The organism is Thermoplasmataceae archaeon, from assembly GCA_038729425.1.
Taxonomy (GTDB): domain Archaea; phylum Thermoplasmatota; class Thermoplasmata; order Thermoplasmatales; family Thermoplasmataceae; genus B-DKE.
On record JAVYSB010000012.1, the window covers coordinates 1 to 21,547 of the forward strand.

21 protein-coding genes are annotated in these 21,547 nt (G+C 45.1%); 16 read left to right on the forward strand and 5 right to left on the reverse strand.

Annotated elements, in window-relative coordinates; all coding sequences use genetic code 11:
- On the forward strand, window positions 1-920 hold a 920-nt coding region (locus tag QW597_07275), incomplete at its 5' end, for an NAD(P)-binding domain-containing protein (GenBank protein MEM0156380.1).
- Here QW597_07275 and QW597_07280 read toward each other — a convergent pair.
- Window positions 823-1,575 carry a metallophosphoesterase gene (locus QW597_07280; protein ID MEM0156381.1) on the reverse strand — a complete coding sequence of 251 codons (753 nt, stop codon included), beginning with the start codon at window positions 1,573-1,575 and terminating at the stop codon, window positions 823-825. The two genes, QW597_07275 and QW597_07280, sit on opposite strands and share 98 nt — an antisense overlap.
- Before the next feature lie 138 nt (window positions 1,576-1,713).
- On the opposite strand from QW597_07280, the gene QW597_07285 reads away from it, so the two are divergent.
- The 5 genes from QW597_07285 (at window position 1,714) to QW597_07305 (ending at window position 8,944) form a co-directional block, all read left to right on the forward strand.
- On the forward strand, window positions 1,714-2,772 hold the full coding sequence (locus QW597_07285) for an archaeosine biosynthesis radical SAM protein RaSEA (protein ID MEM0156382.1): 1,059 nt from the start codon (window positions 1,714-1,716) through the stop codon (window positions 2,770-2,772).
- Between the two features lie 7 nt (window positions 2,773-2,779).
- Window positions 2,780-3,754, forward strand: a complete 975-nt coding sequence (locus tag QW597_07290) for a thiamine-phosphate kinase (protein ID MEM0156383.1) — start codon at window positions 2,780-2,782, stop codon at window positions 3,752-3,754.
- A gap of 74 nt (window positions 3,755-3,828) precedes the next feature.
- Complete coding sequence (ileS, locus tag QW597_07295) at window positions 3,829-6,918, forward strand: isoleucine--tRNA ligase (protein MEM0156384.1); 3,090 nt, start codon at window positions 3,829-3,831, stop codon at window positions 6,916-6,918.
- Between the two features lie 98 nt (window positions 6,919-7,016).
- Window positions 7,017-8,180 carry an acetyl-CoA C-acetyltransferase gene (locus tag QW597_07300; GenBank protein ID MEM0156385.1) on the forward strand — a complete coding sequence of 388 codons (1,164 nt, stop codon included), beginning with the start codon at window positions 7,017-7,019 and terminating at the stop codon, window positions 8,178-8,180.
- A gap of 11 nt (window positions 8,181-8,191) precedes the next feature.
- Window positions 8,192-8,944 carry an enoyl-CoA hydratase-related protein gene (locus QW597_07305; protein MEM0156386.1) on the forward strand — a complete coding sequence of 251 codons (753 nt, stop codon included), beginning with the start codon at window positions 8,192-8,194 and terminating at the stop codon, window positions 8,942-8,944.
- 5 nt (window positions 8,945-8,949) lie between these two features.
- Here the strand turns inward: QW597_07305 and QW597_07310 are convergent, their stop codons facing one another.
- Entirely contained in the window at window positions 8,950-9,957 is a 1,008-nt protein-coding gene (locus tag QW597_07310) for a cysteine synthase family protein (protein MEM0156387.1), read from the reverse strand.
- A 112-nt stretch (window positions 9,958-10,069) separates the two neighbouring features.
- On the opposite strand from QW597_07310, the gene smc reads away from it, so the two are divergent.
- The 5 genes from smc (at window position 10,070) to QW597_07335 (ending at window position 16,216) form a co-directional block, all read left to right on the forward strand.
- The gene (smc, locus tag QW597_07315) at window positions 10,070-13,609 is read left to right on the forward strand and encodes a chromosome segregation protein SMC (protein MEM0156388.1); all 3,540 of its coding nucleotides are present in this window, start codon (window positions 10,070-10,072) and stop codon (window positions 13,607-13,609) included.
- A complete protein-coding gene (locus QW597_07320; protein ID MEM0156389.1) occupies window positions 13,609-14,376 on the forward strand; it encodes a hypothetical protein in 768 nt (255 codons plus the stop codon). The genes smc and QW597_07320 overlap by 1 nt, the downstream gene beginning before the upstream one ends.
- 22 nt (window positions 14,377-14,398) lie before the next feature.
- Complete coding sequence (locus tag QW597_07325) at window positions 14,399-14,644, forward strand: hypothetical protein (GenBank protein ID MEM0156390.1); 246 nt, start codon at window positions 14,399-14,401, stop codon at window positions 14,642-14,644.
- 100 nt (window positions 14,645-14,744) lie between these two features.
- Window positions 14,745-15,155: a Dna2/Cas4 domain-containing protein gene (locus tag QW597_07330; GenBank protein MEM0156391.1), complete on the forward strand. Its 411-nt coding sequence runs from the start codon at window positions 14,745-14,747 to the stop codon at window positions 15,153-15,155.
- A gap of 14 nt (window positions 15,156-15,169) precedes the next feature.
- Window positions 15,170-16,216 carry a tyrosine--tRNA ligase gene (locus tag QW597_07335; protein ID MEM0156392.1) on the forward strand — a complete coding sequence of 349 codons (1,047 nt, stop codon included), beginning with the start codon at window positions 15,170-15,172 and terminating at the stop codon, window positions 16,214-16,216.
- Here QW597_07335 and QW597_07340 read toward each other — a convergent pair.
- Window positions 16,197-16,361 (reverse strand): AbrB/MazE/SpoVT family DNA-binding domain-containing protein, encoded by a 165-nt coding sequence (locus QW597_07340; GenBank protein ID MEM0156393.1) that lies wholly within the window; start codon window positions 16,359-16,361, stop codon window positions 16,197-16,199. The genes QW597_07335 and QW597_07340 overlap by 20 nt on opposite strands.
- A gap of 255 nt (window positions 16,362-16,616) precedes the next feature.
- On the opposite strand from QW597_07340, the gene QW597_07345 reads away from it, so the two are divergent.
- Window positions 16,617-16,994 (forward strand): 30S ribosomal protein S8e, encoded by a 378-nt coding sequence (locus tag QW597_07345; protein MEM0156394.1) that lies wholly within the window; start codon window positions 16,617-16,619, stop codon window positions 16,992-16,994.
- The gene (locus tag QW597_07350; protein MEM0156395.1) at window positions 16,991-17,245 is read left to right on the forward strand and encodes a signal recognition particle subunit SRP19/SEC65 family protein; all 255 of its coding nucleotides are present in this window, start codon (window positions 16,991-16,993) and stop codon (window positions 17,243-17,245) included. Before QW597_07345 ends, QW597_07350 begins: the two co-directional genes overlap by 4 nt.
- Here QW597_07350 and QW597_07355 read toward each other — a convergent pair.
- Entirely contained in the window at window positions 17,237-18,223 is a 987-nt protein-coding gene (locus QW597_07355) for a hypothetical protein (protein ID MEM0156396.1), read from the reverse strand. The two genes, QW597_07350 and QW597_07355, sit on opposite strands and share 9 nt — an antisense overlap.
- Entirely contained in the window at window positions 18,220-19,299 is a 1,080-nt protein-coding gene (locus QW597_07360) for a Xaa-Pro peptidase family protein (GenBank protein ID MEM0156397.1), read from the reverse strand. The genes QW597_07355 and QW597_07360 overlap by 4 nt, the downstream gene beginning before the upstream one ends.
- Before the next feature lie 57 nt (window positions 19,300-19,356).
- On the opposite strand from QW597_07360, the gene QW597_07365 reads away from it, so the two are divergent.
- The 3 genes from QW597_07365 to QW597_07375 all read left to right on the forward strand — a co-directional run.
- On the forward strand, window positions 19,357-19,986 hold the full coding sequence (locus QW597_07365; protein ID MEM0156398.1) for a radical SAM protein: 630 nt from the start codon (window positions 19,357-19,359) through the stop codon (window positions 19,984-19,986).
- 3 nt (window positions 19,987-19,989) lie between these two features.
- A complete protein-coding gene (locus tag QW597_07370; GenBank protein MEM0156399.1) occupies window positions 19,990-21,246 on the forward strand; it encodes a dihydroorotase in 1,257 nt (418 codons plus the stop codon).
- A gap of 33 nt (window positions 21,247-21,279) precedes the next feature.
- A partial coding sequence (locus QW597_07375) for a ribonuclease P (GenBank protein ID MEM0156400.1) occupies window positions 21,280-21,547 on the forward strand: 268 nt, incomplete at its 3' end.

Below are 21,547 nucleotides of genomic sequence, written 5' to 3' on the forward strand. Positions count from 1 at the left end.
TAATCTCTGTCATATTTCGAAAAGCCATAAGCGTAGGGAAGAAGGTAAGGGAGACTACAAATATCTCCAAAGGGAAAGTTTCACTTGCAGCACAGACAGCAGATATACTGAATTCATACTCTCAATCCAAAAAGAACATAATGATAATTGGGACCGGGAAAATGGCAACTTCAATTGCGAAATATCTAAAAAAACTATCTCCTGAATCCATGTCCATCTGTGGGAGAACAGAGGGACACGCCGCAAGACTCGCTGCCTCCCTTGGTGCGAGCTACCTCCTGATAGACAATGTCGCCGACGGGATTGCAAAGAATGACGTGATCATCGCCGTTACGTCCTCAAAGGACTATATCGTAACACCACAAAACTCTGGAAAATCCATCGAGTCAAAGATCTTCATGGACCTTTCAAATCCAAGGAACATTGATCCTGCGATCTCTAAAAGTGGTTGTGTATTGATCGATCTGGAACATATTCAACCAATCATTGAGAGGAACATGAACACAAAGAAAGCGGAAGTGAAGCTTGCTGACAGGATAGTGTCTGAAGAGTTGGATGGCTTCTCGAGAACCTTGCTGGAAATGGAAGCTGAGGATTTCATCAGTGATATATACCTGTTCTCAAAGCTCATTGAAAATGAAGCCACAAAGCAGCTTATACGGGAGGTTTCAAAGGGCGTGCCGCTAGATCAGGCTGTAAGCAGCATGGCTAACTCTCTTGTCAACAAAATCTTGGCGCCTCACACCATTGCGTTGAAATCACTTATAAGAGAGCATGGAAATGATCTCATGGAAGATACCCTTCGCCGTTTCCACAAAGAACTTAGAGATCACTACGACGATTATCTGAAGAGATCTGAAGGTCACCGAGCATACCAAAATCAACAAGACCAAACTCCTCAGTTAAGCCAAAAACCCTGAATTTTTTCGGATCTGTTTTTTTAAGCACAGGCGTGAAATGCTCCTGGCTGAAAAGTGACTGCGTTACGTCTGTACCCGATGAAAAGAAGCTCATTGCTGGTGTTATAAGAATACTTGATTCCTCATTGAATACGAAAGCAGGAATCTTGAAGACTCCCCCGATCTCGTCACGAAGGACGAAAGAAGGATGTTCGTGACCAAGTATGGTCATTTTCCTCAGATCCCTGTCTCGATCTCCGTGATAGATGTAATAATTGTCGCTCTCATAGGTTTCTACCAGATCAATGTTCTTCCTCTTCAGTATGGTCATGAGGAAGTTATCATGGTTTCCCCTAACAAAAACAAGTCTTGTCCTGTCTGAATACCTGTCGATGAAGTGCACTATGTCATCCCACTCCTGGGGCAGGTTTCTCGAGAATTCCTGCTTGAAGTCACCATTGATAACCAGCCTCTCTGGTGAGTACCTTTCCAGTATTTTGTCAACCATTCCCTCCACATGGCCAAGTTGAAGTTTAGGAAGGAAAAGGCCATGCAGATTCATCTCCTCTTCGAACCCCAGATGCAAATCCGAAACAACCGCTGTACCCTCGTCACTCAAATATGCGCAGTGGAGGTCTGATATGAAGACATTTTTTGAGATCTGAATGTCGTGCAACAAGTGCTGTATTTGACACAACGCATTAATCTTTTTAATTGGTCTTGAAGTTTTTGAATGAGCCAGGAATAGGGTAGCTCGCGTCCCAAAGGTTGTGTGATTGCTTTTATAGTCTTTTCCAATTGCCTCCTGAAAACAATGTTGAACAGGGAACTGGCAAGTACGATAAAGAACCTTATGCCTCCAGTAACCGATAAGAGAGACCCGGACAAGCCGGTCTCTGTATGGAAGGAACTGGACCGGATTCGGGGGAAGCCTGAACAGACCGTAGTCGTCATATTCAGAACCACCGGCTGCGCATGGTACAAATTCACCTCCTGTTCGATGTGTGGTTACTTCAATGACATTTCGGGTAAAATCACAGAAGAAAACCTGCTGAAGCAGGTAGAATTTGTTTCGGAGTCGATGGAAGGAGCGCGGGTGGTCAAGGTCTTCACGTCCGGCAGCTTCCTTGATCCCATAGAGATTCCCATAACCGTCCGAAAAAAATTTCTTGAGTCACTAGCTGAAAAAGCTGACAAGGTACTTATTGAATCAAGGACTGAGTACATTACAGAAAATAATCTGAAAAGCCTACATGAAACTGGAATTCCCATAAGAATTGCCATCGGACTTGAGAGCGCGAATGATACCGTCATCAGGGATTCTATCAATAAGGGGAGCACCTTCGCCAAGTACCTGGACGCCGCTTACATTATCCGGAAACTCGGTTTAGAATTGCGTACCTACCTATTGCTCAAGCCACCGTTCATGTCTGAGGCAGCTGCGATAACTGATGCTATCGATTCCGTGAGGAAGGTTGCGCAAATCTCAAATGATGTGTCAATCAACCCGATGAACATACAGAAGAATACGCTTGTGGAAAAACTATGGAAGAAGGGACTTTACAGGCCGCCACGTCTGTGGAGCCTTGCAAGAGTCATACTGGAATCGTCGGAATTCGGGACAGAAGTCCTGTCATATCCAACCGGTGGCAACAGGGAGAGGGGAGTGCATAACGACTCATTTGATCAGAAACTTCTCGATCTGATAGTGGAGGGATCGCTTAGCCAGGATTTTTCAAATCTAAAAGAGTATTACAGATCATCTGACCTGAGTGAGTACTGGAGAAAAATCGAACTGGAAGACCGTAACTTATTCCAGCCGGACTTCGAGAAATTGATAAGAAGGACCGCCTCGGCATCCCTGTATATTTGAGGATAACATGAGTGAAAAGCTGAAGGAAATTGGAGAGAGGGAAATAATAGACAGGCTGAGAAAGAGATTCAGGCTGAAAACACCACAGGACGATTGCGCGATCTTTGAGGATGGAGATAGTTACTGGATGATCACCACTGATGTCATGAACTTCAAGACACATATTCCGAAGGGAACAACACCGGAACTCGCGGGAAACTACTTTGTAAATTCAAATCTCAGTGACATTGCAGCAATGGCTGGAAAACCTGAATCGTTCATGACCGCTTATTCCATGAATCCAAACACAGATTATGAATTTCTCGAGAAGTTCGAGACAGGCGTAATCAGGGCCCTCAAGAAGTTTGACTGTGATTTTGCGGGGGGAGACCTGAAGGAAGGTGAAGGCTTAACAATGACAGGAATAGCCACCGGGAGACAGAAGAAAAACCTCACCCGGAAGCGAAGCGATATATCTTCGGACCAGATCATAGGAGTTACGAACACCCTCGGAAGGTCTGGGTCAGGATACGTTTTTTATGAACATAAATACAGGATCCCTTCTGCACTGAAGATGATCCTGGACATAAAGCCGAGGATCAGGGAGGCACAGATCATAAGCGAGCACGGCGGAAAGTTCATGATGGATCTTTCAGACGGGCTCGCTTCATCCATGAGGCAGATGAAGCATGATTATGGTGTCGGTTTCCGTATAGTGCAGGAGGAAATACCTGTGGCTGCTGAAGTGAAAAAGGCAGTTTCCCTTTCAGGAAGACCAGAAACTGATTTCACACTAGGCTTTGGCGGAGACTATGAACTTTTGTTTTCCATTGACAACAGGAATTACAGTGACTTCATGAACGCAATGGAGGCTGAGAAGCTAACCGTATCTTTTATTGGAGAAGCTTGGAAAGGTGATAACATAGTTTATGACGGTTCCTCATGGGTCGGCCTCAAACAGCATGGATATGAACACTTCAGGAAGCACGGGTTTCCTATTTAAGAACTATTATAGAGATCCTCAATCATGGCTTAGAGAACGGATTTATACAACATTGTATTCACCAGTTAGTTGAAATGGCTGAGAATATTTACGACCCCGTAGACACATCATCCAACATGCAGGACATTGCCAAGGACACCCTTGAGTTCTGGAATAAGTACAACATTCCTGCAAAGAATATCAACAGCGATCGGGGAACAAAGGATTTTTACTTTCTAGAGGGGCCACCTACGGCAAATGGAAGGCCGCATGTAGGCCATCTCAGCACCTTCGTGATCAAGGATGCGGTCGTTCGTTACAAGTACATGAACAATTTCAGAATACGGAGAAGAACCGGCGGCTGGGACTGCCATGGGCTGCCTGTTGAGCTCGAGGCGGAAAAGCATTTTGGCTTCAAGACAAAGAAAGAAATCGAGGACTTCGGAATTGGTGCATTCAACCAGTACTGTAGAGAAAGTGTATTCAAGTACATAGAGGAGTGGAAGGAGGTCAACGCACTTTTTGGCAAGTGGTTTGATTTAGACAGGGCATATGTCACTTTGCGGGACGATTACATTGAGAGCGAGTGGTGGGCGTTGAGCCAGTTGTTCAAAACCGGGATGCTTTATAAAAGTTACAAGATCGTCCCGTACTGCCCAAGGTGTGAAACCTCGCTCAGTTCACACGAAGTGTCTCAGGGATATGAGGAGATAGAGGAGCCAGCTGTATTCGTGAAATTCAGGGAAACTGGAAAGACCAACAGATATTTCCTTGCATGGACCACAACCCCATGGACCCTTCCGTCGAATCAATTCCTAGTTGTGAACAGTGATATAGATTATGATCTTGTTGAATTCAAGGGAGAGGAGTATTACGTTGCCGCTGCCCTAGTGAAAAATATTTTCAGGGGAGAATTCAAGGTGCTGGCGAGTTTCAGGGGCAATGAACTCGTGGGAAAAACATATGAGCGCCCGATAGAATTTCTGAAGGTCCCTGAGGGGTCTTTAGTGGTCGTTTCCGGAAGCTTTGTAACAACGGAGGATGGCACTGGAATTGTGCATGCTTCTCCAGCCTTTGGCGCGGACGATTTTGAGATAGCTAAGGAAAGGGAGACGAAGATCCTGAATCCTGTAAACGCTTCTGGAAAATACAACTCTGAGGAGCTGCCGTGGAATAACCTCTTCATCAAGGATGCTGACCCAAAGATAGTTGAATACTTGAGACTCACCGGGAAACTCTTCAGGGTACAGAAGCACAGGCACACCTATCCATTCTGCTACAGGTGCGGCACGCCTATGCTTTACTACCCTCTTGATGCGTGGTATATACGAATGTCTGGCGTTAGAGACCAGTTGGTAGAAAATAACAGAAAGGTCAACTGGGTTCCGGATTTCCTTAAGGAAGGCAGATTTGGAAACTTCCTGACCGAGGCTAAAGACTGGGCGCTGAGCAGGAACAGGTACTGGGGAACACCTCTTCCTGTCTGGAGATGCGAGAATAACCACTATGAATCAATAGGAAGTAGGGCAGAACTGAAATCAAAGGGCTGCACGGTACCTTCTGACCTGCATAGACCATTTGTGGACGAAGTTGTCTTCAGCTGTCCGAAGTGCGGAAAGGATATGCACCGGGAACCATATGTAATAGATACATGGTTTGACAGCGGCAGCGCCACCTATGCTGCCATGCATTATCCCTTTGAGAGGTCATTTTCACCTGATACCTCCCTGCCAGTTGATTTTGTTGGCGAAGCAGTTGATCAGACAAGGGGGTGGTTCTATACTCTTCTTGCCATATCTACCGTCCTTTTCGGAAAAAACGCTTACAGGAATGCAGTTTCAATAGACTTTATACTGGACAAATACGGAAAGAAGATGAGCAAGAGCAAAGGCAACTCAGTATATGCAATTGACCTTCTGAAACAGTTCGGTCCTGACCCGGTCAGACTTTTCTTCCTCACTGGTACGCAGTGGAAACCTAAGAACCTCGACGAAAAGGTTATAACTGACACATCAAGGAAGGTTCTTGGTACGCTGTTGAACGTCTACTCCTTTTTCGCCTCAAACGCTAACCTTGACAGCTACAGGTATTCGGGGCAGGTCATCCCGGGGAATGCGCTGGACAGGTGGATACTATCCAGGCTTAACACTACGGTATCTGCCGTCTCGGAAAGGATGGATGGATATTTCCTCAACGATTCGCTAAAATTGATTTCGGATTTCATTGAGGATCTCTCTAACTCCTACTTGCGGCTCTCCCGCAGGAGATTCTGGACAGAGGGCTCGCCTGAAGATAAGAAATCAGCGTACTCTGTGCTCTGGAAAACACTTGATACAACGGTAAAGCTACTTGCCCCAATAGCCCCCTTCTTCTCTGATTTTATTTACCGCAGGCTATCTTTGGGAAACGAGAGCGTACATGACCAGTTTTTCCCCATAGCGGAAACATCCCTAATGAATCCTGAGCTTGAAAATGAATTCAGCGTGGCTTTCGTGATACTCGAAAGCGTAAGGAGACTGAGGCAGGAGTCCAACATAAAAGGGAGGCAGCCAGTTACCGAGATACTTGTCTCAGCCAGAGAAAAGGTGAGCAAAGAGATTATCGGTATTATTAGCCAAGAACTCAATGCGAGGGAGGTGCGTTTCATAGATCCTTTACAGAGGCCACTCAGGCATAAGGCTACAGTGGTGTTTTCCAAAGCCGCCCCGGTTCTCAGGGACCGGGTGGGGGAACTTAAGCAGCTTGTCCAATCCCTGGATAATGAGGAATTGTATCGTGCTGTTAACGCTGGTGGACAGATTGAAAAAAACGGTCTTGTAATTTCAGGGGATTTCCTTGAATTCAGCGAGATACCCAGTGATCCATACTCCTACGCCACAGACGCAACAAAGGGAATTGATGTATTCCTGAACAGGAATATAGACAACGAATTGGCGATAGAGGGATCGGCACGGGAGCTGATCAGGAGAATACAGGTGATGAGAAAGGAAATGAGGTTGGAGTACTCCGACAGGATAATGACGAAAATCGACGCAGATGGGAAATTCAGGGAAGCAGTGGTGAAACTGAAACAGAGCATAATGAATGAAACGCTCAGTGATGACATCTCGCTTACCAAGCTAAGCACTGGAACTCTCTGGGACATAGACGGCGAGAGTGTCAGGATAATGGTCAGAAGAATATAGCCAGATTGCTGGATTATCCTGTTATACCTTTTGACTCGTTCACATCACTGCATTTACGGAAAAATAATAATGACTACAGCAATAACTGAGCGTTGCCTATGTCTGAAGTTTATATAGTTTCTGCAAAGAGGACCGCGATTGGAAAATTCGGCAAGGCTCTTTCTAAACTCCGTGCCCCGGAAATTGGATCAGCCGCAATAAAGGGAGTTATTATGGATTCCAGGGTAAACCCGGAAGATATTCAGGAAGTTATAATGGGAAATGTGATTCAGGCGGGAGTAGGACAGAATCCCGCCGGGCAGGCATCCACTCTTGCAGGTCTGAAGGACGAGGTCACGAAATACACAGTAAATGTGGTTTGCGCATCCGGAATGCTTGCAGTAGAGTCTGCGTTCAGGGAAATAAAGCTGGGAGAGCGTGATCTGATTATAGCTGGCGGGATGGAGAGTATGTCCAATGCTCCCCTGATTATACCCCCGGAGTTCAGGTGGGGACCAAAACAGCTTCTTTACAAGAACATGAAGATTGAGGATACCATGCTCAAAGATGGCCTTATAGACGCTTTTTACTTTGAGCACATGGGTGTGTCTGCCGATGCAACGGGGAAAAAGTATAACATTACCAGGGATCAGGTTGATGCGTTCTCGGTAAGGAGCCAGGAATATTCGCAGCGTGCCACTGAGACCGGAGAGTTTTCTAGGGAGATCGTTCCCCTTGAACAGTTGGCAAAGGATGAGGGTATCAGAAAAACCTCAATGGAAGACCTTAAGCGGCTTCCTGCTGCATTTGACCGGAATGGGATTCTGACGGCAGGTAACTCTTCACAGCTTTCGGACGGATCATCTGCCCTGTTGCTTGGATCCGAAGAAGCACTGGACGAACACAATCTCAAGCCCATTGCGAAGATTACAGGATATGAATCGGCTTCCCTTAACTCGAGGGACTTCGTCGAAGCGCCTATACCTGCCACTTCGAAGCTGCTTGACAGGCAGAAAAAGAGCATCGAGTATTATGATCTTGTGGAACACAACGAGGCTTTTTCAATAGCATCGCTAGTGGTACAGAAGAAGCTGGGTATTCCAGAAGATCGTTTCAACGTCAACGGTGGTGCTATTGCCCTTGGCCACCCACTTGGAAATAGCGGATCGAGAATTCTTGTGACGCTTATCAATGCGTTGCAGTCTAGGAAACTTAAGACTGGACTTGCGACCATATGTCACGGCGGCGGCGGAGGCCACACGATGACGCTTGAACTGGTCTGAGGTGATTAGAAATGAAGGTTTACACGAATATAATGGTGGAAGACAGTGAAAAGATAAGGATCATACGAATAGCAAAGGAGTCAAACCTCAACCCGCTGGATATAGAAACCCTAGAGGAGATAAAGGATGCCATTGAAGGATCAGATGGCAGAATTATAGTGATTAGGGGAAGCGACAGGGCGTTTTCGGCAGGAGCAAACATAAAGAAATTTGAAGGCCTTGATGACAGGGGATCCTACGATATGGCTAGACGCGGGCATATTGTCATGGACTTCATCGCCTCTTACGGAAGGCCTGTTATTGCTGCTATAAATGGATTCGCACTTGGCGGAGGATTCGAACTCGCGCTTGCTTGCGACATACGAATTGCATCTCCAGAGACCAAACTTGGCCTGACTGAGACAAATCTCGGCATCCTCCCAGGGTGGGGTGGAACGCAGCGCTTGAAGAGCATGGTTGGAATAACCAGGGCCTTTGAGATGATCTCCATGGGCAAGATGATTACGGCAGAGGAAGCTTTCAAGCTGGGAATCGTCAATTCAATCACACCGCAGTATTTTGAAGAGGCATTGAAGATTGCAGAGGAATATTCAAACAGAGCCATGGTAGCCATCTCCTACGTTAAGGATCTCATGAACAGATCTGGCAGAGATGGCTTTGAGCTTGAGAAGGAAAAATTTGGCTTGGTATTCAGGACCGAGGATCACAGGGAAGGGGTCAAGGCATTTGTGGAAAAGCGAAAGCCCTCCTATCATTGGAAATGATCCGTTTATCTTCCCTTTGGCACCTGGGAAACGAGATGGATATTCTCGTCGAATTCTTTTTCGGTGAACATGCCCCTGTATGTAAATACTGATCTGTATTTCTCGGCACTGTCCGGAAATACAGTGACTATGGTTCCTTTATCTGTGCTTTCTGCAACTTTCATGGCTGCAGCGGCGTTAGCGCCGGAAGATAGTCCAACAAAAAGACCATGATGTTTCAGCAGACTCTTTGTTTCGGATATTGCCATCTCGTCAGTCACGGTAATCCACTCGTCCACAAGGTTTCTGTTACGATCTATTATTTCGGGTACCTTTGACACGGAAAGGTTCTTAAGCCCCTGGATGTGATGCCCCTTCTCTGGCTCCACACCAATTATTTTTGTGGACGGCGAGAATTTCTTGAAATACGTCGCGAGGCCGGTGAGTGTGCCGCCTGTACCAATACAAACCACTACATGCGTCGGATACTTCCCCGAGAGCGCCTCGACGATCTCTGGACCGGTAGTATAATAATGCGCCAATGTATTGTTTCTGTTGGAATACTGGTCCAGATTGACATATTTCTCAGGGTGTTCCTTAATCAGAGATTTAACCATCTCAATTGCCGGATCAATAGAAATCCTCGCACCGGGTTGTGAATCTCCGTCCATTACTGTCAAGGACTGCCCCGATCTCCGAATTGCGTCTTTTGTTTCCGGACTGCTCCCGGCCGGCACTATAATTTCTGCAGAGATTCCGAGCATCCTAGCGATGTTGGCGATAGCTATACCTGTATTGCCTGAACTCGCTTCAAGTATCACCTTTTCCTTTGTCAGCATACCACTATGGATCATATCACTGATCATGAAAAAGGAAGCTCTATCCTTAATGGATTTGAACCGATTAAAATACTCAAGCTTGGCATACATCTTGTTATTTCCTTTGTTCCCTATGGGGGCTAGTGGTGTCCTTCCGATGCCAAGTTCGTAGGCTTCATCTCTGATCTTAAAATAGTGGCGGTCATCCTCTGTCATTGTCAGCCCATAATTCAGTGATGGGTAAAATGCTTATGCGTAACGTCCCTGTATTACTTAAATCAATAAATATATATATTAATAAGGCGTAAAGTGTCTGACAAAGACAGCCATGATAATCGAATCTATTGAAATGGATAATTTCAAATCGTTTGGAAAAAAGAAAAAGATCGAATTTAAGAATGGTCTGACCGTTATCAGCGGCCCAAACGGAAGTGGAAAAAGTAACATCGGCGACGCCCTGCTTTTTGTGCTTGGGGTGAGGTCGACAAAATCCGTGAGAGCCGATCGTCTGTCTGATCTGATTCATCGATCATCAGACAACGATCCTGGCAGGAAATACTGCAGTGTGCAGATCAATTTTGACAACGGCGAAGATAATGATGACCCAGATAAGCGCAGGATTAGCATAAGGAGAGAACTCACCTTTGATGGCACCGATTATAAGAGCAATTATTACATACGCGACGTCAGGGTAAAGCACTCTGATGTTGAACAACTCCTTGATTCCATGAAAATATATCTGGATGGGTACAGTTTTGTACTTCAGGGTGACATAAACAACCTCATCAAGATGACTGGAATTGAGAGAAGAAAATTACTTGAGGCAATAGCCGGAGTAGAGAGTTATAACAACCAGATAGAGAGTGCAAAGTCAGATATCAACGGCATAAATGAAAATATGATCAAACTCGAAGTAAGGGCGCAGGATGAAAAGTTGCAGGTAGACGGATTGAGTCATGATAAAGAAGTGGCAGAAAAATACCTGCAGATCTCGTCCAAGATGAAGGATTTCAGGGCTACATTAATTGATAAAGAGATCGCAAGGACCAACCGCGAGATATCTTCTTTGAACAAGCAGATAAGTGAGCTGGGAGAACAAATATCCTCCCTTGAAAACGCGAACCTTGATCTTACCGCAAAGGTCGAAAGTTTACAGCATAAGAAGAGGGAAATAGAGATCCAGAGGGAGAGCGTAAGTGGCGCTGAACTCAAAGAGATCAGGATAAAATCAGAATCTCTGAAGTTAAAGATTGCAGAAAGAAAAATGAGCATACAGAATAAACAGGCGATGATCGAGGACAGACAAAAGCGACTCGATGAATCCGAGAGAGAAATTGCGGATATTCTTGACCAGAAGAAGGGTTTTGAAATCAGGCTGAAAACCAACAGCGATGATATGCAGCAGCTTGAAAGTGAAATAAACGTTTCAGAAGAAAAACTTAGAAAACTTAGGGCCAACAGTGAATCTACCAGCGGGAAACTTACGGCACTGAAGAAAAAGTATTCGGACCTTGACGCTGAGGTTGAAAAATTGAGTATAAAACTTGGTGACCTTGAAGTAGACTTTTCTGAGATCAACAAGAAAAAAATAACAAAATCTACGGAGTTGTCCACACTTGAAGAAAGAAAGAGCGGTCTGGAATTCCAGATTAAGGATTCCCTCTGGAGGAGCAAAGAATCAGTAGCTCTAGCTGAAGAGGGAAAAAGATCCCTTAAGGATCTCTCCGACAGGTTTTATGCCTTGAAGGCGGTAATAAAAGACCTGAATGATGAAAAGGATTCACTTCAAAAGAAACTTGTAGACCTGAACAGGGAATATACCAGATTCCAGTCAGCTTCGCAGGGTCAGAAGATCGGCCAAAGTCGCGCAGTTAGCCTGATTATTGGCGCCAGAAACCAGAACTTAATTCCAGGTATTCATGGTCCGCTGAAAGATATTATATCCTTTGACGAGGAATTTCAGATGGCCGTGGAGGCAACAGCCGGAGGCAGGCTCAATTCGATAGTTGTTGAGAACGATGAAACCTCGCAGAAATGCATAGAACTCCTCAAACGTGAAAAAGCGGGCCGGCTAACATTCCTGCCAATCAATAAGATGGTTGTTGGGAGACCAAGAGGCAAGGCAATTATTGTCCACAACTCGTCTGATTCTTTGGGTTATGTAATGGAAAGAATCCAGTATGACAAGAAATACGAGGGTGCGGTCTGGCATGCTTTTCAGGATACCGTCATTGTACCGAGCGTTGAGATAGCCAGAAAATACATGGTTGGAGTAAAACTCGTTACGAAAGATGGGGATATATTTGACCCAAGCGGAGCTATAACCGGAGGTTTCATGGAGCGAAAGAAGGAAAACTTCGCTTCAGAGAAAAAAATTCTTGATCTTTCTTCCGAGATAATGTCCGCAAACTCCCGCATCGACGAACTCTCCTCAATTATTAAGGTTAAGGGTGCAGAACTCGACAGGCTGACAGAGGAGCTGAACGTCAAATCAAGAGAAGAGGGGCAGAAGAAAGCACGATCCGAAAACTTGGATACCGACATAGAAAAAATTAAAAGTGACCTTGTTAAGCTTAGCAGGTTGATAGAGGATGTGAACGCAGAACTTTCCAAGTTTTCCATTGATTACGAAAGCAAGGAAACGGAGATCAGCAGTGTTAAAACTCTCATGCGATCAAAGGAGAGAGAAAAATCGCTGATCATGGAGGAGATGAAAACTCAGAATCCCGAAGAGGCTGAAATGCAGGAACAGACCGAAAAGCACCTGGAGATGTTAAAGGGCCAGAAATCACAGATTTCAGCAGACATCTCTGCGCTGAACGTGGAGATCAAACATGTTAATGACAGGTTAAGAGAGCTTCGCGATCGGGTCAAGCAGATGAAAACAGAAATAAGCGAATTCAACGATTTCATTGCGTCTGTGGCAACAGAACAAAGACAGCTTGAATCGGAACTTAGCAAATCTATGGCTGTCGAAGCCGAACTAGACAGGAATACACGAGTCTTCACAGATGCTATAATGCACATAGATGCGGAAATTACCCAGATAGCCCAGACCACTGAGATAAACAAGGGAATGTGTGAAACGAAAAGAAGCGTAATCATCACTCTTAACGGCAGAATTGAGAATTTGACAGAAAAGCTAAATAACCTTAACGAAGAATTAAAGAACGTCGGTGGAAAACCAGTCCTGGAAAATTATTCCGAGCAGGAAATCAGGAAAACAATCCTGCTCCTTCAATCAGAGGCGGAAACGCTTGGACCAATAAATTACAAAGCAATAGAGGAATATGCTAGCGTCAAGGCTGTCCTTGACTCTCTGGAGGCTGAACTGCAGACACTCCGCAACGACCGGAAAGAACTGGAGGGTCTGATGGATACGCTGAACAAGCAAAAAGAGAGCATTTTCGTCAAAACCTTCAACAGGATCAATGAAGGGATCAACGTCATTTATAGCCAGCTTTCAGGCGGTGGTGAAGCTCAGCTGATAATGTCAGATATTAACAAGCCACTGGAATCGGAGGTATTCATTAAGGCCCGACCGAAGGGGAAGGTTTTTGCAAAATTGCAGTCCCTTAGTGGCGGTGAGAAAAGTCTTACAGCGCTTGCATTCATAATGTCAATTCAGCAGATGACGCCATCTCCAGTGTATTACCTTGATGAGGTAGACATGTATCTTGACGGAGGAAACGTTGAGAGAATCGGACAGATGTTCAGGTCAAACTCAAAAATCTCACAGATCCTTATGGTGTCTCTGAAAAAGGCAATGCTCAAGTATGCCGATAACATAGTTGGGGTTACGAGCTTCGACCAGATCAACACAGAGGTTTACGAGAAGACCATTGCGCATGAGGCGGGGGAGTTCTAGTGGAAGTGCAGGAGATTCTAAATAACCTCATCGTGCAGGGGGAGCTGTTGGAAATCGACATCAGCGATTATGAGAAGGTTCTCTTGAATGTTGAAAACATAACCTCATCAGATGATGCCGTTTCCCGAGCCAGTTCACTTGTTTTCAGGATGTGCAGAGATGGCACACTCGATCCATGGAATATTGATCTCGTTGCCTTTGTTAGGTTCTTCAGGGAGATCATCACAGAAGAGTACACCAATCTCGCCTTTGCAGGCTATATCATAGCTGAAGCCTGGAATATTCTCTATCTTAAAACACTCTCTACCGTGGACTATCCGGAGGAAGAAACCATTGATGAGTCTGCAGAAACGTTTACGGAATCTGTGGAAGTCAACCACGAAATGGTCGACCTCAAGGTACCAGTGATCGGAAGCGTAAGGCGGCCAGTTAGGATGGTTGAACTGTTGGACGCAATGAAAACCGCCTATTACCGAGGAAGGAAAGAAAACCGGATAAGGGCGTCCGTCGAAGTGAAAGAGGGTTCAATTGACGAACTTATAAACAAACTAAATATGGATGAGCCGGATCAGGAGATAGCCAGGGTACTTCAAAGGATATCAAGCACTCCCTCCGAGAGATTCTACATGGAAGAATTCTGGGGCGATACGCCGGAGGAAAGGTCTGCATTTTTCGTCTATTCCCTATTTCTCATGCGAGAGGGTCGAATAAAATTAATTCAGGAAATCCCCTACTCTTCCATTACCGTTACAAAGGTCAGCGCCTGAATTTCCAGCTGGATGATGTGTAATGGGCGTCAACGAACAAAGATATGTCAGTGCTTCAGAGATATCAGAATACGAATACTGCAATGTTGCTTGGTATTATCAGAAGGAAAATTACCCGAGGAGCAAAATTTCGTCCACAAGGATGTCCGTGGGTAGGGCAAGGCACCGCAGGGTTGAGCGATCTTACAACGCGCTGACAAAAATCCTGAAAGTCCTTGGTATCGTCCTTGCTGTTGTAATAGTGGTGATCATTTATCTTAACTTCTAGTATCGACTTCTTAGTCTTTCTGCTGCTAATAGCTCTAATCGCGATTATATTTGCCACTTCCAGAAAGAGGAAGTCATACAGCATACCTTCAGGGAAGAAAATGTATGGGGACATGCTTACAAAGGGCACAGTCCTCCGCTCAGAAAGGTTCAGACTGACAGGGAAGCCGGACTTAGTCACGAGGAAGGGCAGAGAAATTATACCATATGAATACAAATCCGGTAATGCAGATACCCCAAGATCAGGGCACATGCTACAGATGGGGGTGTATTTCCTCCTCCTTGAGGATCTTTATCACGGAAGCAAAATACCTTTTGGCATATTGAAATACAACAATTCCACGTTCCGGATCGAGAATACATATAGACTGAAGTCAAGGGTTCTCGCTATTGCTGATGAAATCAGGTCAGTTTCTGGGGTTCCGGCCAGGAATCATGATAGCAGTGTAAGGTGTTTTCGATGCCCATATAAGGATCTTTGCTCGCAAAATTTAACTAAGAAGTCTCCCTAGGGTTGTGCTCTCATATGGATGCCGTTGAAACAATTACTAGAAACATGAAGGAAGTCATAACTGAGGAGGAATTAAGGCAGCTGGATATCCCGCATTCCACATCGTATGTGGGATTTGAGCCATCGGGAATACCGCATATCGCGACTGCGGTAATGTGGCCGTTGAAACTCAGGGAAATTGCTTCAACGGGCATGAAAGTAAGCGTTCTTCTGGCAGACTGGCACGCAATGATCAACGACAAGCTAGGTGGGGATCTTGATACTATCAGGATGAGCGGGAAGATATTTGAACGAAGCATGAGGGCAGCGGGTCTGGACACAAATGTAGAATTTATCTGGGCTGCCGATATTGTTGATGACGGGAGATACTGGCTGCAGTTCATTCAGGTTGCCAAACACTCCAATCTGGCTAGGCTGAAACGCGCTCTTCCAATCATGGGAAGGACAGATGAGGACGCTGATCAGGATTTCAGTAAATATCTATACCCGCTGATGCAGGTAAATGATATATTTTATGAAAACTACGACGTGGCTTTTGGTGGCATGGACCAACGCCATGCACACATGCTTGCTAGGGATATTGCGGAAAAAATGCACCGAAAAAAGGTCATATCTGTGCACAGCCACATTTTGGGGAGTTTAGGGGGAGACGGTAGAATGGGTCCTTTTGCAAAGATGTCTAAGAGCCAGCCCGATTCTGCCATCTTCGTGAACGACAGCACTGAGGAGATAGAAAAGAAGATAAACAGGGCATACTGCCCGCAGGGTATCACTGAAGGAAACCCGGTATCTGATATACTGCAATATGTAATAATGCCGTATTTTAATGGTGAAGTGAAAATTGAAAGGCCTGCCAAGTTCGGAGGCGACGTGATTATCGAGAATTTCGAGGAATTCGAAAGATTGTACACTGGTGGCAAGATTCATCCCATGGACGTCAAGGCAACGGTTGCCAGATACACTGACAGGATGGTCAAGCCAATCAGGTCAATATTCGCCTCGAACGAAACAATGGAAATGGTTGAACAGATAAGGTCGAAATCTAAACCATCTTCTCAATGATTATGTTTTTTTCACTGGAATAGAAACCCACAATATCTCCAGGTACAATATTTAGCATTTCCCCTACTTTTTTTGGGAGTGTTACCCTCAGCGAAACACCTCTCCTGGAAACGTGCGTGACTTCTATCAGCGTTTTCTCAGACATAAACGTAACACGCAATGCCAGTATATTAAATCATTCAATTCTAGTATTTCATTTAATTTAATGAATAATACATAATGCGGGTAATTCCCAATTAACGATATTGTGTGAATTCAATCCGAGCAAAGACTTTAGATGAAATTCACCAAAGTATACAGCCTGCACGAAGACAATTGTAAAAATAAGAAGGAAGATATTTATTCCACCTTATAATGCACAAGAGCAGCATTGCCTGCCAATTCAGGGGAGAAATAGTTAATGACTATATTTCAGGGAAAAGCAAAGAAGAAATTTACTGGGGGAAAACTCGTCAGATCACGGTCGAAAAGGAGATATGAGCTCGGCAGGGAACCTACGCTCACCAAAATAGGTGAGAACTCGAGAAAGGTTATAAGGGGATACGGAGGCAATACCAAGGTAGCCCTGATGATCGCCGGCGATGCCAATGTCTACAACCCAAAGGATAAGACAACAAAGAAAGTAAAGATAGTTACGGTCAAGATGAACCCTGCAAATCAGCACTACGTGCAGCGAAACATAATGAACAAGGGCACAGTTATTATGACTGAACTCGGCGAGGCAAGAATCACATCGCGGCCAGGTCAGGAAGGAGTCCTTAACGCCATTTTGCTATGACCATTACCCTATTTTCTCAATACTTCAACGGGAGCATCACAAAGCGAATGGGGCGCAGGATATCAAAGGCTGCGGCCAAAAATTATTCTGACCAGAAATTAACTGATCTGCTCAATTCCATAAACGCAAAGTTCGAAGTGAGGGATGCCAGATACCCCCGGGTTCCGTGGATTGAGGGAAAGATGTACGTTGTTGAGGCAGCAGTAAAAAAGAGCACCCTGATTAAAATGCTTGAAAGAAAATTACTTTGAACTCCTCTTCTTGATCTGATAGTATTGTAATGGATGCTTCAGCCATTCCTGATTGCAGAGAGGGTCTTCACCCATAAAGCACAGGTGGTTAGATTTTAGGGCCGAGCATTTCGGTGGAGCGTATTCTGTACCGGATATGGCACCGGTTACATGGTTGACTTGGTATGTTGTCATCTTCTCGTTGTAATCCGGAGCTGTCTTAAAGAGTTGCATTATTTCTTCTGCAGACATTCCGCATTTATGCAAGAATGCCACAAGGGTGAATCTTGCAAGATGCGGTAGATTGATACCCGCACTCATCTCCGAAATATACTCCCTGATGCAGGGCGGAAACTTTGTTGCATCAACCGATCCGAGATCGACTCTGCGTTTTGATTTTATCTGATCATAAACCGCCTTCAGGGAGGAAATAAAGTCAGCATATAATGCGAAAACTTCTCTGACAGTGTCAATTTGCAGGTTACTCATAAATCCAAACGATGCCTTTACAAAGTACTCCCTGGCCAGCTTAATTATTAGGTCCTTGTCGACGAATACGATACCCCTGGAGACTGGTTGGTAAGAAAGCCTATATCTATCTCCGCTTATTCTGGTATTGTACTTCACAAATTTATCAAATGGGATGCTGAAAATTCCCGTTTCAACATCATACGTGACCGGCATGCCTGTTTTTACACAATATTCCTCTATATCCTCTTCCTGCATTCCCATAAGCTGGTTCTCAAGGAGATCTCTCTGAGCGTTGACAAATTTTGAAGATATTATATTCTCGTCAAAATACCGCAAGAGCCACAGAATGAACATGAACTCAACGTTTCCAATGATTGCCGGTTTGTACTCGTCTGAGGCGAGATTATCTATGCAATCTATGGCATTTCGACGGATGGCTATTAATTTGCGATCATTAGAAATAACTATCTCCCGCACAAGCGGGAGGTTGAAGTCTCTTTCAGGAAGAACACGAATTACATCGTTCATGAAATTTCTATGAGATCCGATGGTGCGGTTGTAATCTTCTCGAATCCGTCTCTCTTCACTATAACGTCGTCCTCAATTCTCACACCGCCGAATCCGGGTACGTAAATACCGGGTTCAACCGTTACAACCATGTTTTCCTTCAGCGGGAAATCGTATCCTCCCGAAAGGGCAGGGTGATCGTGGACGTCCATGCCAAGTCCATGACCAAGCGAGTGGATGAATGTGCCCTTGTACTTAGTTGAATCTATGACCTTCCTCGCAACTCCATCCACGTCTCTGCCATTCACGTTTGCCTTTATCGTATTCATGGAATCGGTCTGTGCCTTTTTGACCGTGTTATACATTTCCTTCTGTTCCTCAGATGCCCTCCCGAACACGACTGTTCTAGTTATATCTGAGCAGTATCTTTTGTAAAGAGCTCCGAAGTCAATGAGTACAAAATCGTTTTTCTTGAGCTTCCTTGATCCCGGAGAGTAATGTGGAATTGAGCTGTTTGGTCCGAACCCAACAATGGTGCTGAAAGAAGGCTCCGTGGCTCCGAGTTTCATCATCTCATACGCAACAAGAGCTGCCACTTCGCTCTCAGTCATCCCTTCTTTAAGCTGCGGCCAGACGTTCTGGATTGCCTCGCTTCCTATGCTAGCAGCCTTTCTGATCTTTTCAAGCTCCTCGGGAGTCTTAAGGCGTCGGGCTTCAGCTATTGTGTTGGAAACATCTATGAATTCCTTGTCCGGGATAATCCGCAATAGGTCTTTGTAAAGCTCTAAGGTAAGTGCTGAGTAATTCAGGCCTATGGTGTTGATGCCCTTCAGCTCTTCCTGGAGTATCTTCTTCTTTTCCTCGTTGGTTTTGAAGACCGTGACGTCCAGGCCAGTTGACTTCGCGGATTGTTCTTCAAGGATTGATGTTATTATCTTTAGCCGGTCTGGCGTAACGACCAACGCAGATCCTTCGAATATCCCGCTGTCTGCTCCGGTTAGGTAAAAGAAATTCTTGTCGATAGCTCCCTCGCCGCCATTCAATATCAGAATGGTGTCAGTTTCCCTGGCAAAATCAAAAATATGCTTGTACTCCATCTTATAGGATTCATATGCGAAATATAATTATTTCCAGTTCCATAACTGAAACAGTAGATGAGAATAACAGAAATATTTCACAGCATACAGGGTGAGGGTATCTATATGGGGTTACCGATGCTATTTGTAAGGACTAACAGATGCAACCTAAGATGCAGATGGTGCGATTCAAAATACACCTTTACGGGAGGGGAAGAAGTGGATTTGAACGACATACTGAAGACGGTCAGGGATTCAAGGGAAGAGTGGGTATGCTTCACCGGTGGCGAACCTCTCTTGCAACCAGAGGCTCTTGAATTTGTCAGGTCATGCATAGATATAGGTAAGAAGGTTCTGATTGAAACAAGCGGATCTCTGAACATAAAACCTTATGTTTTTTCCGACAGCGTGTGCATTGACATGGACGTTAAAACTCCATCATCCGGAGAAGAAAAATCTCTCCTAAAGAGTAATATCGATCTTATTCGGAAAATGGATTACCTTAAATTTGTTATTTCTGACGAAGCGGACTACGAGTTTTCAAGGGAATTCGTGGGTGGCTTGGACGAGGAGAAGAACGTCGTTTTCCAGCCGGCATGGGGCTCTGACGCGAGGATGCTTGCCGAGGCTGTCATAAGGGATGGCCTGAATGTTAGGGTCATGCCCCAATTCCACAAGATGGTCTGGGGTGATAGGAGAGGGGTGTAAGAATTGGATAAAACAGATGTGGCAATATCTGGTAAATTCTATTACAAAGGCAGTTTCCAGGAGATCATGGTTGGAGTAACATCAGGCGTCATAACCGCCATCAGCAAGAGCGTACCTGCAGACAGGATCATAAAACTGGATGGCGCCATTCTTCCTGCATCCACAGATACACATGTGCATTTTAGGGACCCCGGAGAAACTGAAAAAGAGGACTTTTCCACTGGATCTCTCAGTGCGATCTATGGTGGCACAACCACAGTAATGGACATGCCCAACAATAAAGTCCCCGTGACAGATTATGAAAGATTTGAGGATAAGCTCTCAGCGGTGAAGAATAGGAGCTACTGCGATTTTGGCCTCTTTTCCCTTTACAACGGATCCAATGCTAGCGTCATTTCTCGAAAGAGCAATGGAATCAAAATTTACCTCGGCGGAAGCACAAACGCAGCGGGTACACTCATTGCAGAAAAGGATGTCCGGATTATAAATGCATTTAATGCCCCCGTTTTTTTTCACGCAGAGGATCAGAAATGCCTCGACAATAACAGAATTGTTGATCAGAACCTCAGGACGCATAATCTTGCGAGGCCGGTGGAATGTGAGGCGGCTGCTGTTAAATATGCCCTTAAAAGCACCATCGAGAGGAAAGTGATCACGCATATCTCGGACTTCAATTCCATTCCAGCAGGAACAGAAAGGGACGGCACGGTATACGAAGTTACGCCACACCATCTCCTGCTTAATGACTCAATCGAAGTGGGGTCCATGGGAAAGGTCAATCCACCCCTCCGGAGCAGGGAGGTGCAGCAGAAACTTCTACAGAAATACTTGGATGGCCAGATTGATATTGTTTCATCGGACCACGCTCCGCATACCGAGGCGGACAAGGAGGAATTCCCTCACGCCAAATCAGGCATAATTGGGGTAGAGACCAGGGTTCCTCTCCTTCTTGGGCTTGTATCTAAGCATGTGCTTGACATAGAAATCTTTTTCAGGACGACAATAGAGAAGCCTGCAAAACTGTTCGGCCTAAAGAAAGGTAAAGTTGAAATTGGTTATGCTGCAGATTTTATCTCTTTCAGACTTAATAACCTCAGGAGGATTGATCCTGAGAGGTTACATTCAAAGAACCCACTCTCTCCATTTGGTGGGTTTGAGGCAGTTTTCCCCGAATTCGTCATGATCTCTGGGAATGTGGCTTTAGACCATTATGAGGCCGTCGATGATCATCTCGGCAGGTATATCGAGAAATCCACCTGATAACTATTTATTTACTTATTCAATTTGCATGGGTTGCGAATTCAGAATATAGATTTAGAAAACCTTGCCCGAGATCGAATAGATAAACTTGTCTACCTCGCTCATCACAGTGACCGATCCACAAGGTACATGGAGATCGCCGAAAAAATAGCCATGAGAATTGATATCACACTGCCAAGCGATATCAAGAGGTCGTACTGCAAGAGGTGCAAGACACCCTATAGCGAAAAAACAAGAATCCGGGTCAGCCGTGGCCTGGTCACGGTGAGGTGCTCTGTTTGCTCTGATTTACGGAGAATCC

What these genes read in the sequence shown, in the direction of transcription:
- QW597_07285 (MEM0156382.1), top strand. Translation starts at nt 1,714, where the DNA reads ATGTTGAACAGGGAACTGGCAAGTACGATAAAGAACCTTATGCCTCCA.
- QW597_07290 (MEM0156383.1), top strand. Translation starts at nt 2,780, where the DNA reads ATGAGTGAAAAGCTGAAGGAAATTGGAGAGAGGGAAATAATAGACAGG.
- ileS (MEM0156384.1), top strand. Translation starts at nt 3,829, where the DNA reads ATGGCTGAGAATATTTACGACCCCGTAGACACATCATCCAACATGCAG.
- QW597_07300 (MEM0156385.1), top strand. Translation starts at nt 7,017, where the DNA reads ATGTCTGAAGTTTATATAGTTTCTGCAAAGAGGACCGCGATTGGAAAA.
- QW597_07305 (MEM0156386.1), top strand. Translation starts at nt 8,192, where the DNA reads ATGAAGGTTTACACGAATATAATGGTGGAAGACAGTGAAAAGATAAGG.
- QW597_07310 (MEM0156387.1), bottom strand. Translation starts at nt 9,957, where the DNA reads ATGACAGAGGATGACCGCCACTATTTTAAGATCAGAGATGAAGCCTAC.
- smc (MEM0156388.1), top strand. Translation starts at nt 10,070, where the DNA reads ATGATAATCGAATCTATTGAAATGGATAATTTCAAATCGTTTGGAAAA.
- QW597_07325 (MEM0156390.1), top strand. Translation starts at nt 14,399, where the DNA reads ATGGGCGTCAACGAACAAAGATATGTCAGTGCTTCAGAGATATCAGAA.
- QW597_07330 (MEM0156391.1), top strand. Translation starts at nt 14,745, where the DNA reads ATGTATGGGGACATGCTTACAAAGGGCACAGTCCTCCGCTCAGAAAGG.
- QW597_07335 (MEM0156392.1), top strand. Translation starts at nt 15,170, where the DNA reads ATGGATGCCGTTGAAACAATTACTAGAAACATGAAGGAAGTCATAACT.
- QW597_07340 (MEM0156393.1), bottom strand. Translation starts at nt 16,361, where the DNA reads ATGTCTGAGAAAACGCTGATAGAAGTCACGCACGTTTCCAGGAGAGGT.
- QW597_07345 (MEM0156394.1), top strand. Translation starts at nt 16,617, where the DNA reads ATGACTATATTTCAGGGAAAAGCAAAGAAGAAATTTACTGGGGGAAAA.
- QW597_07350 (MEM0156395.1), top strand. Translation starts at nt 16,991, where the DNA reads ATGACCATTACCCTATTTTCTCAATACTTCAACGGGAGCATCACAAAG.
- QW597_07355 (MEM0156396.1), bottom strand. Translation starts at nt 18,223, where the DNA reads ATGAACGATGTAATTCGTGTTCTTCCTGAAAGAGACTTCAACCTCCCG.
- QW597_07360 (MEM0156397.1), bottom strand. Translation starts at nt 19,299, where the DNA reads ATGGAGTACAAGCATATTTTTGATTTTGCCAGGGAAACTGACACCATT.
- QW597_07365 (MEM0156398.1), top strand. Translation starts at nt 19,357, where the DNA reads ATGAGAATAACAGAAATATTTCACAGCATACAGGGTGAGGGTATCTAT.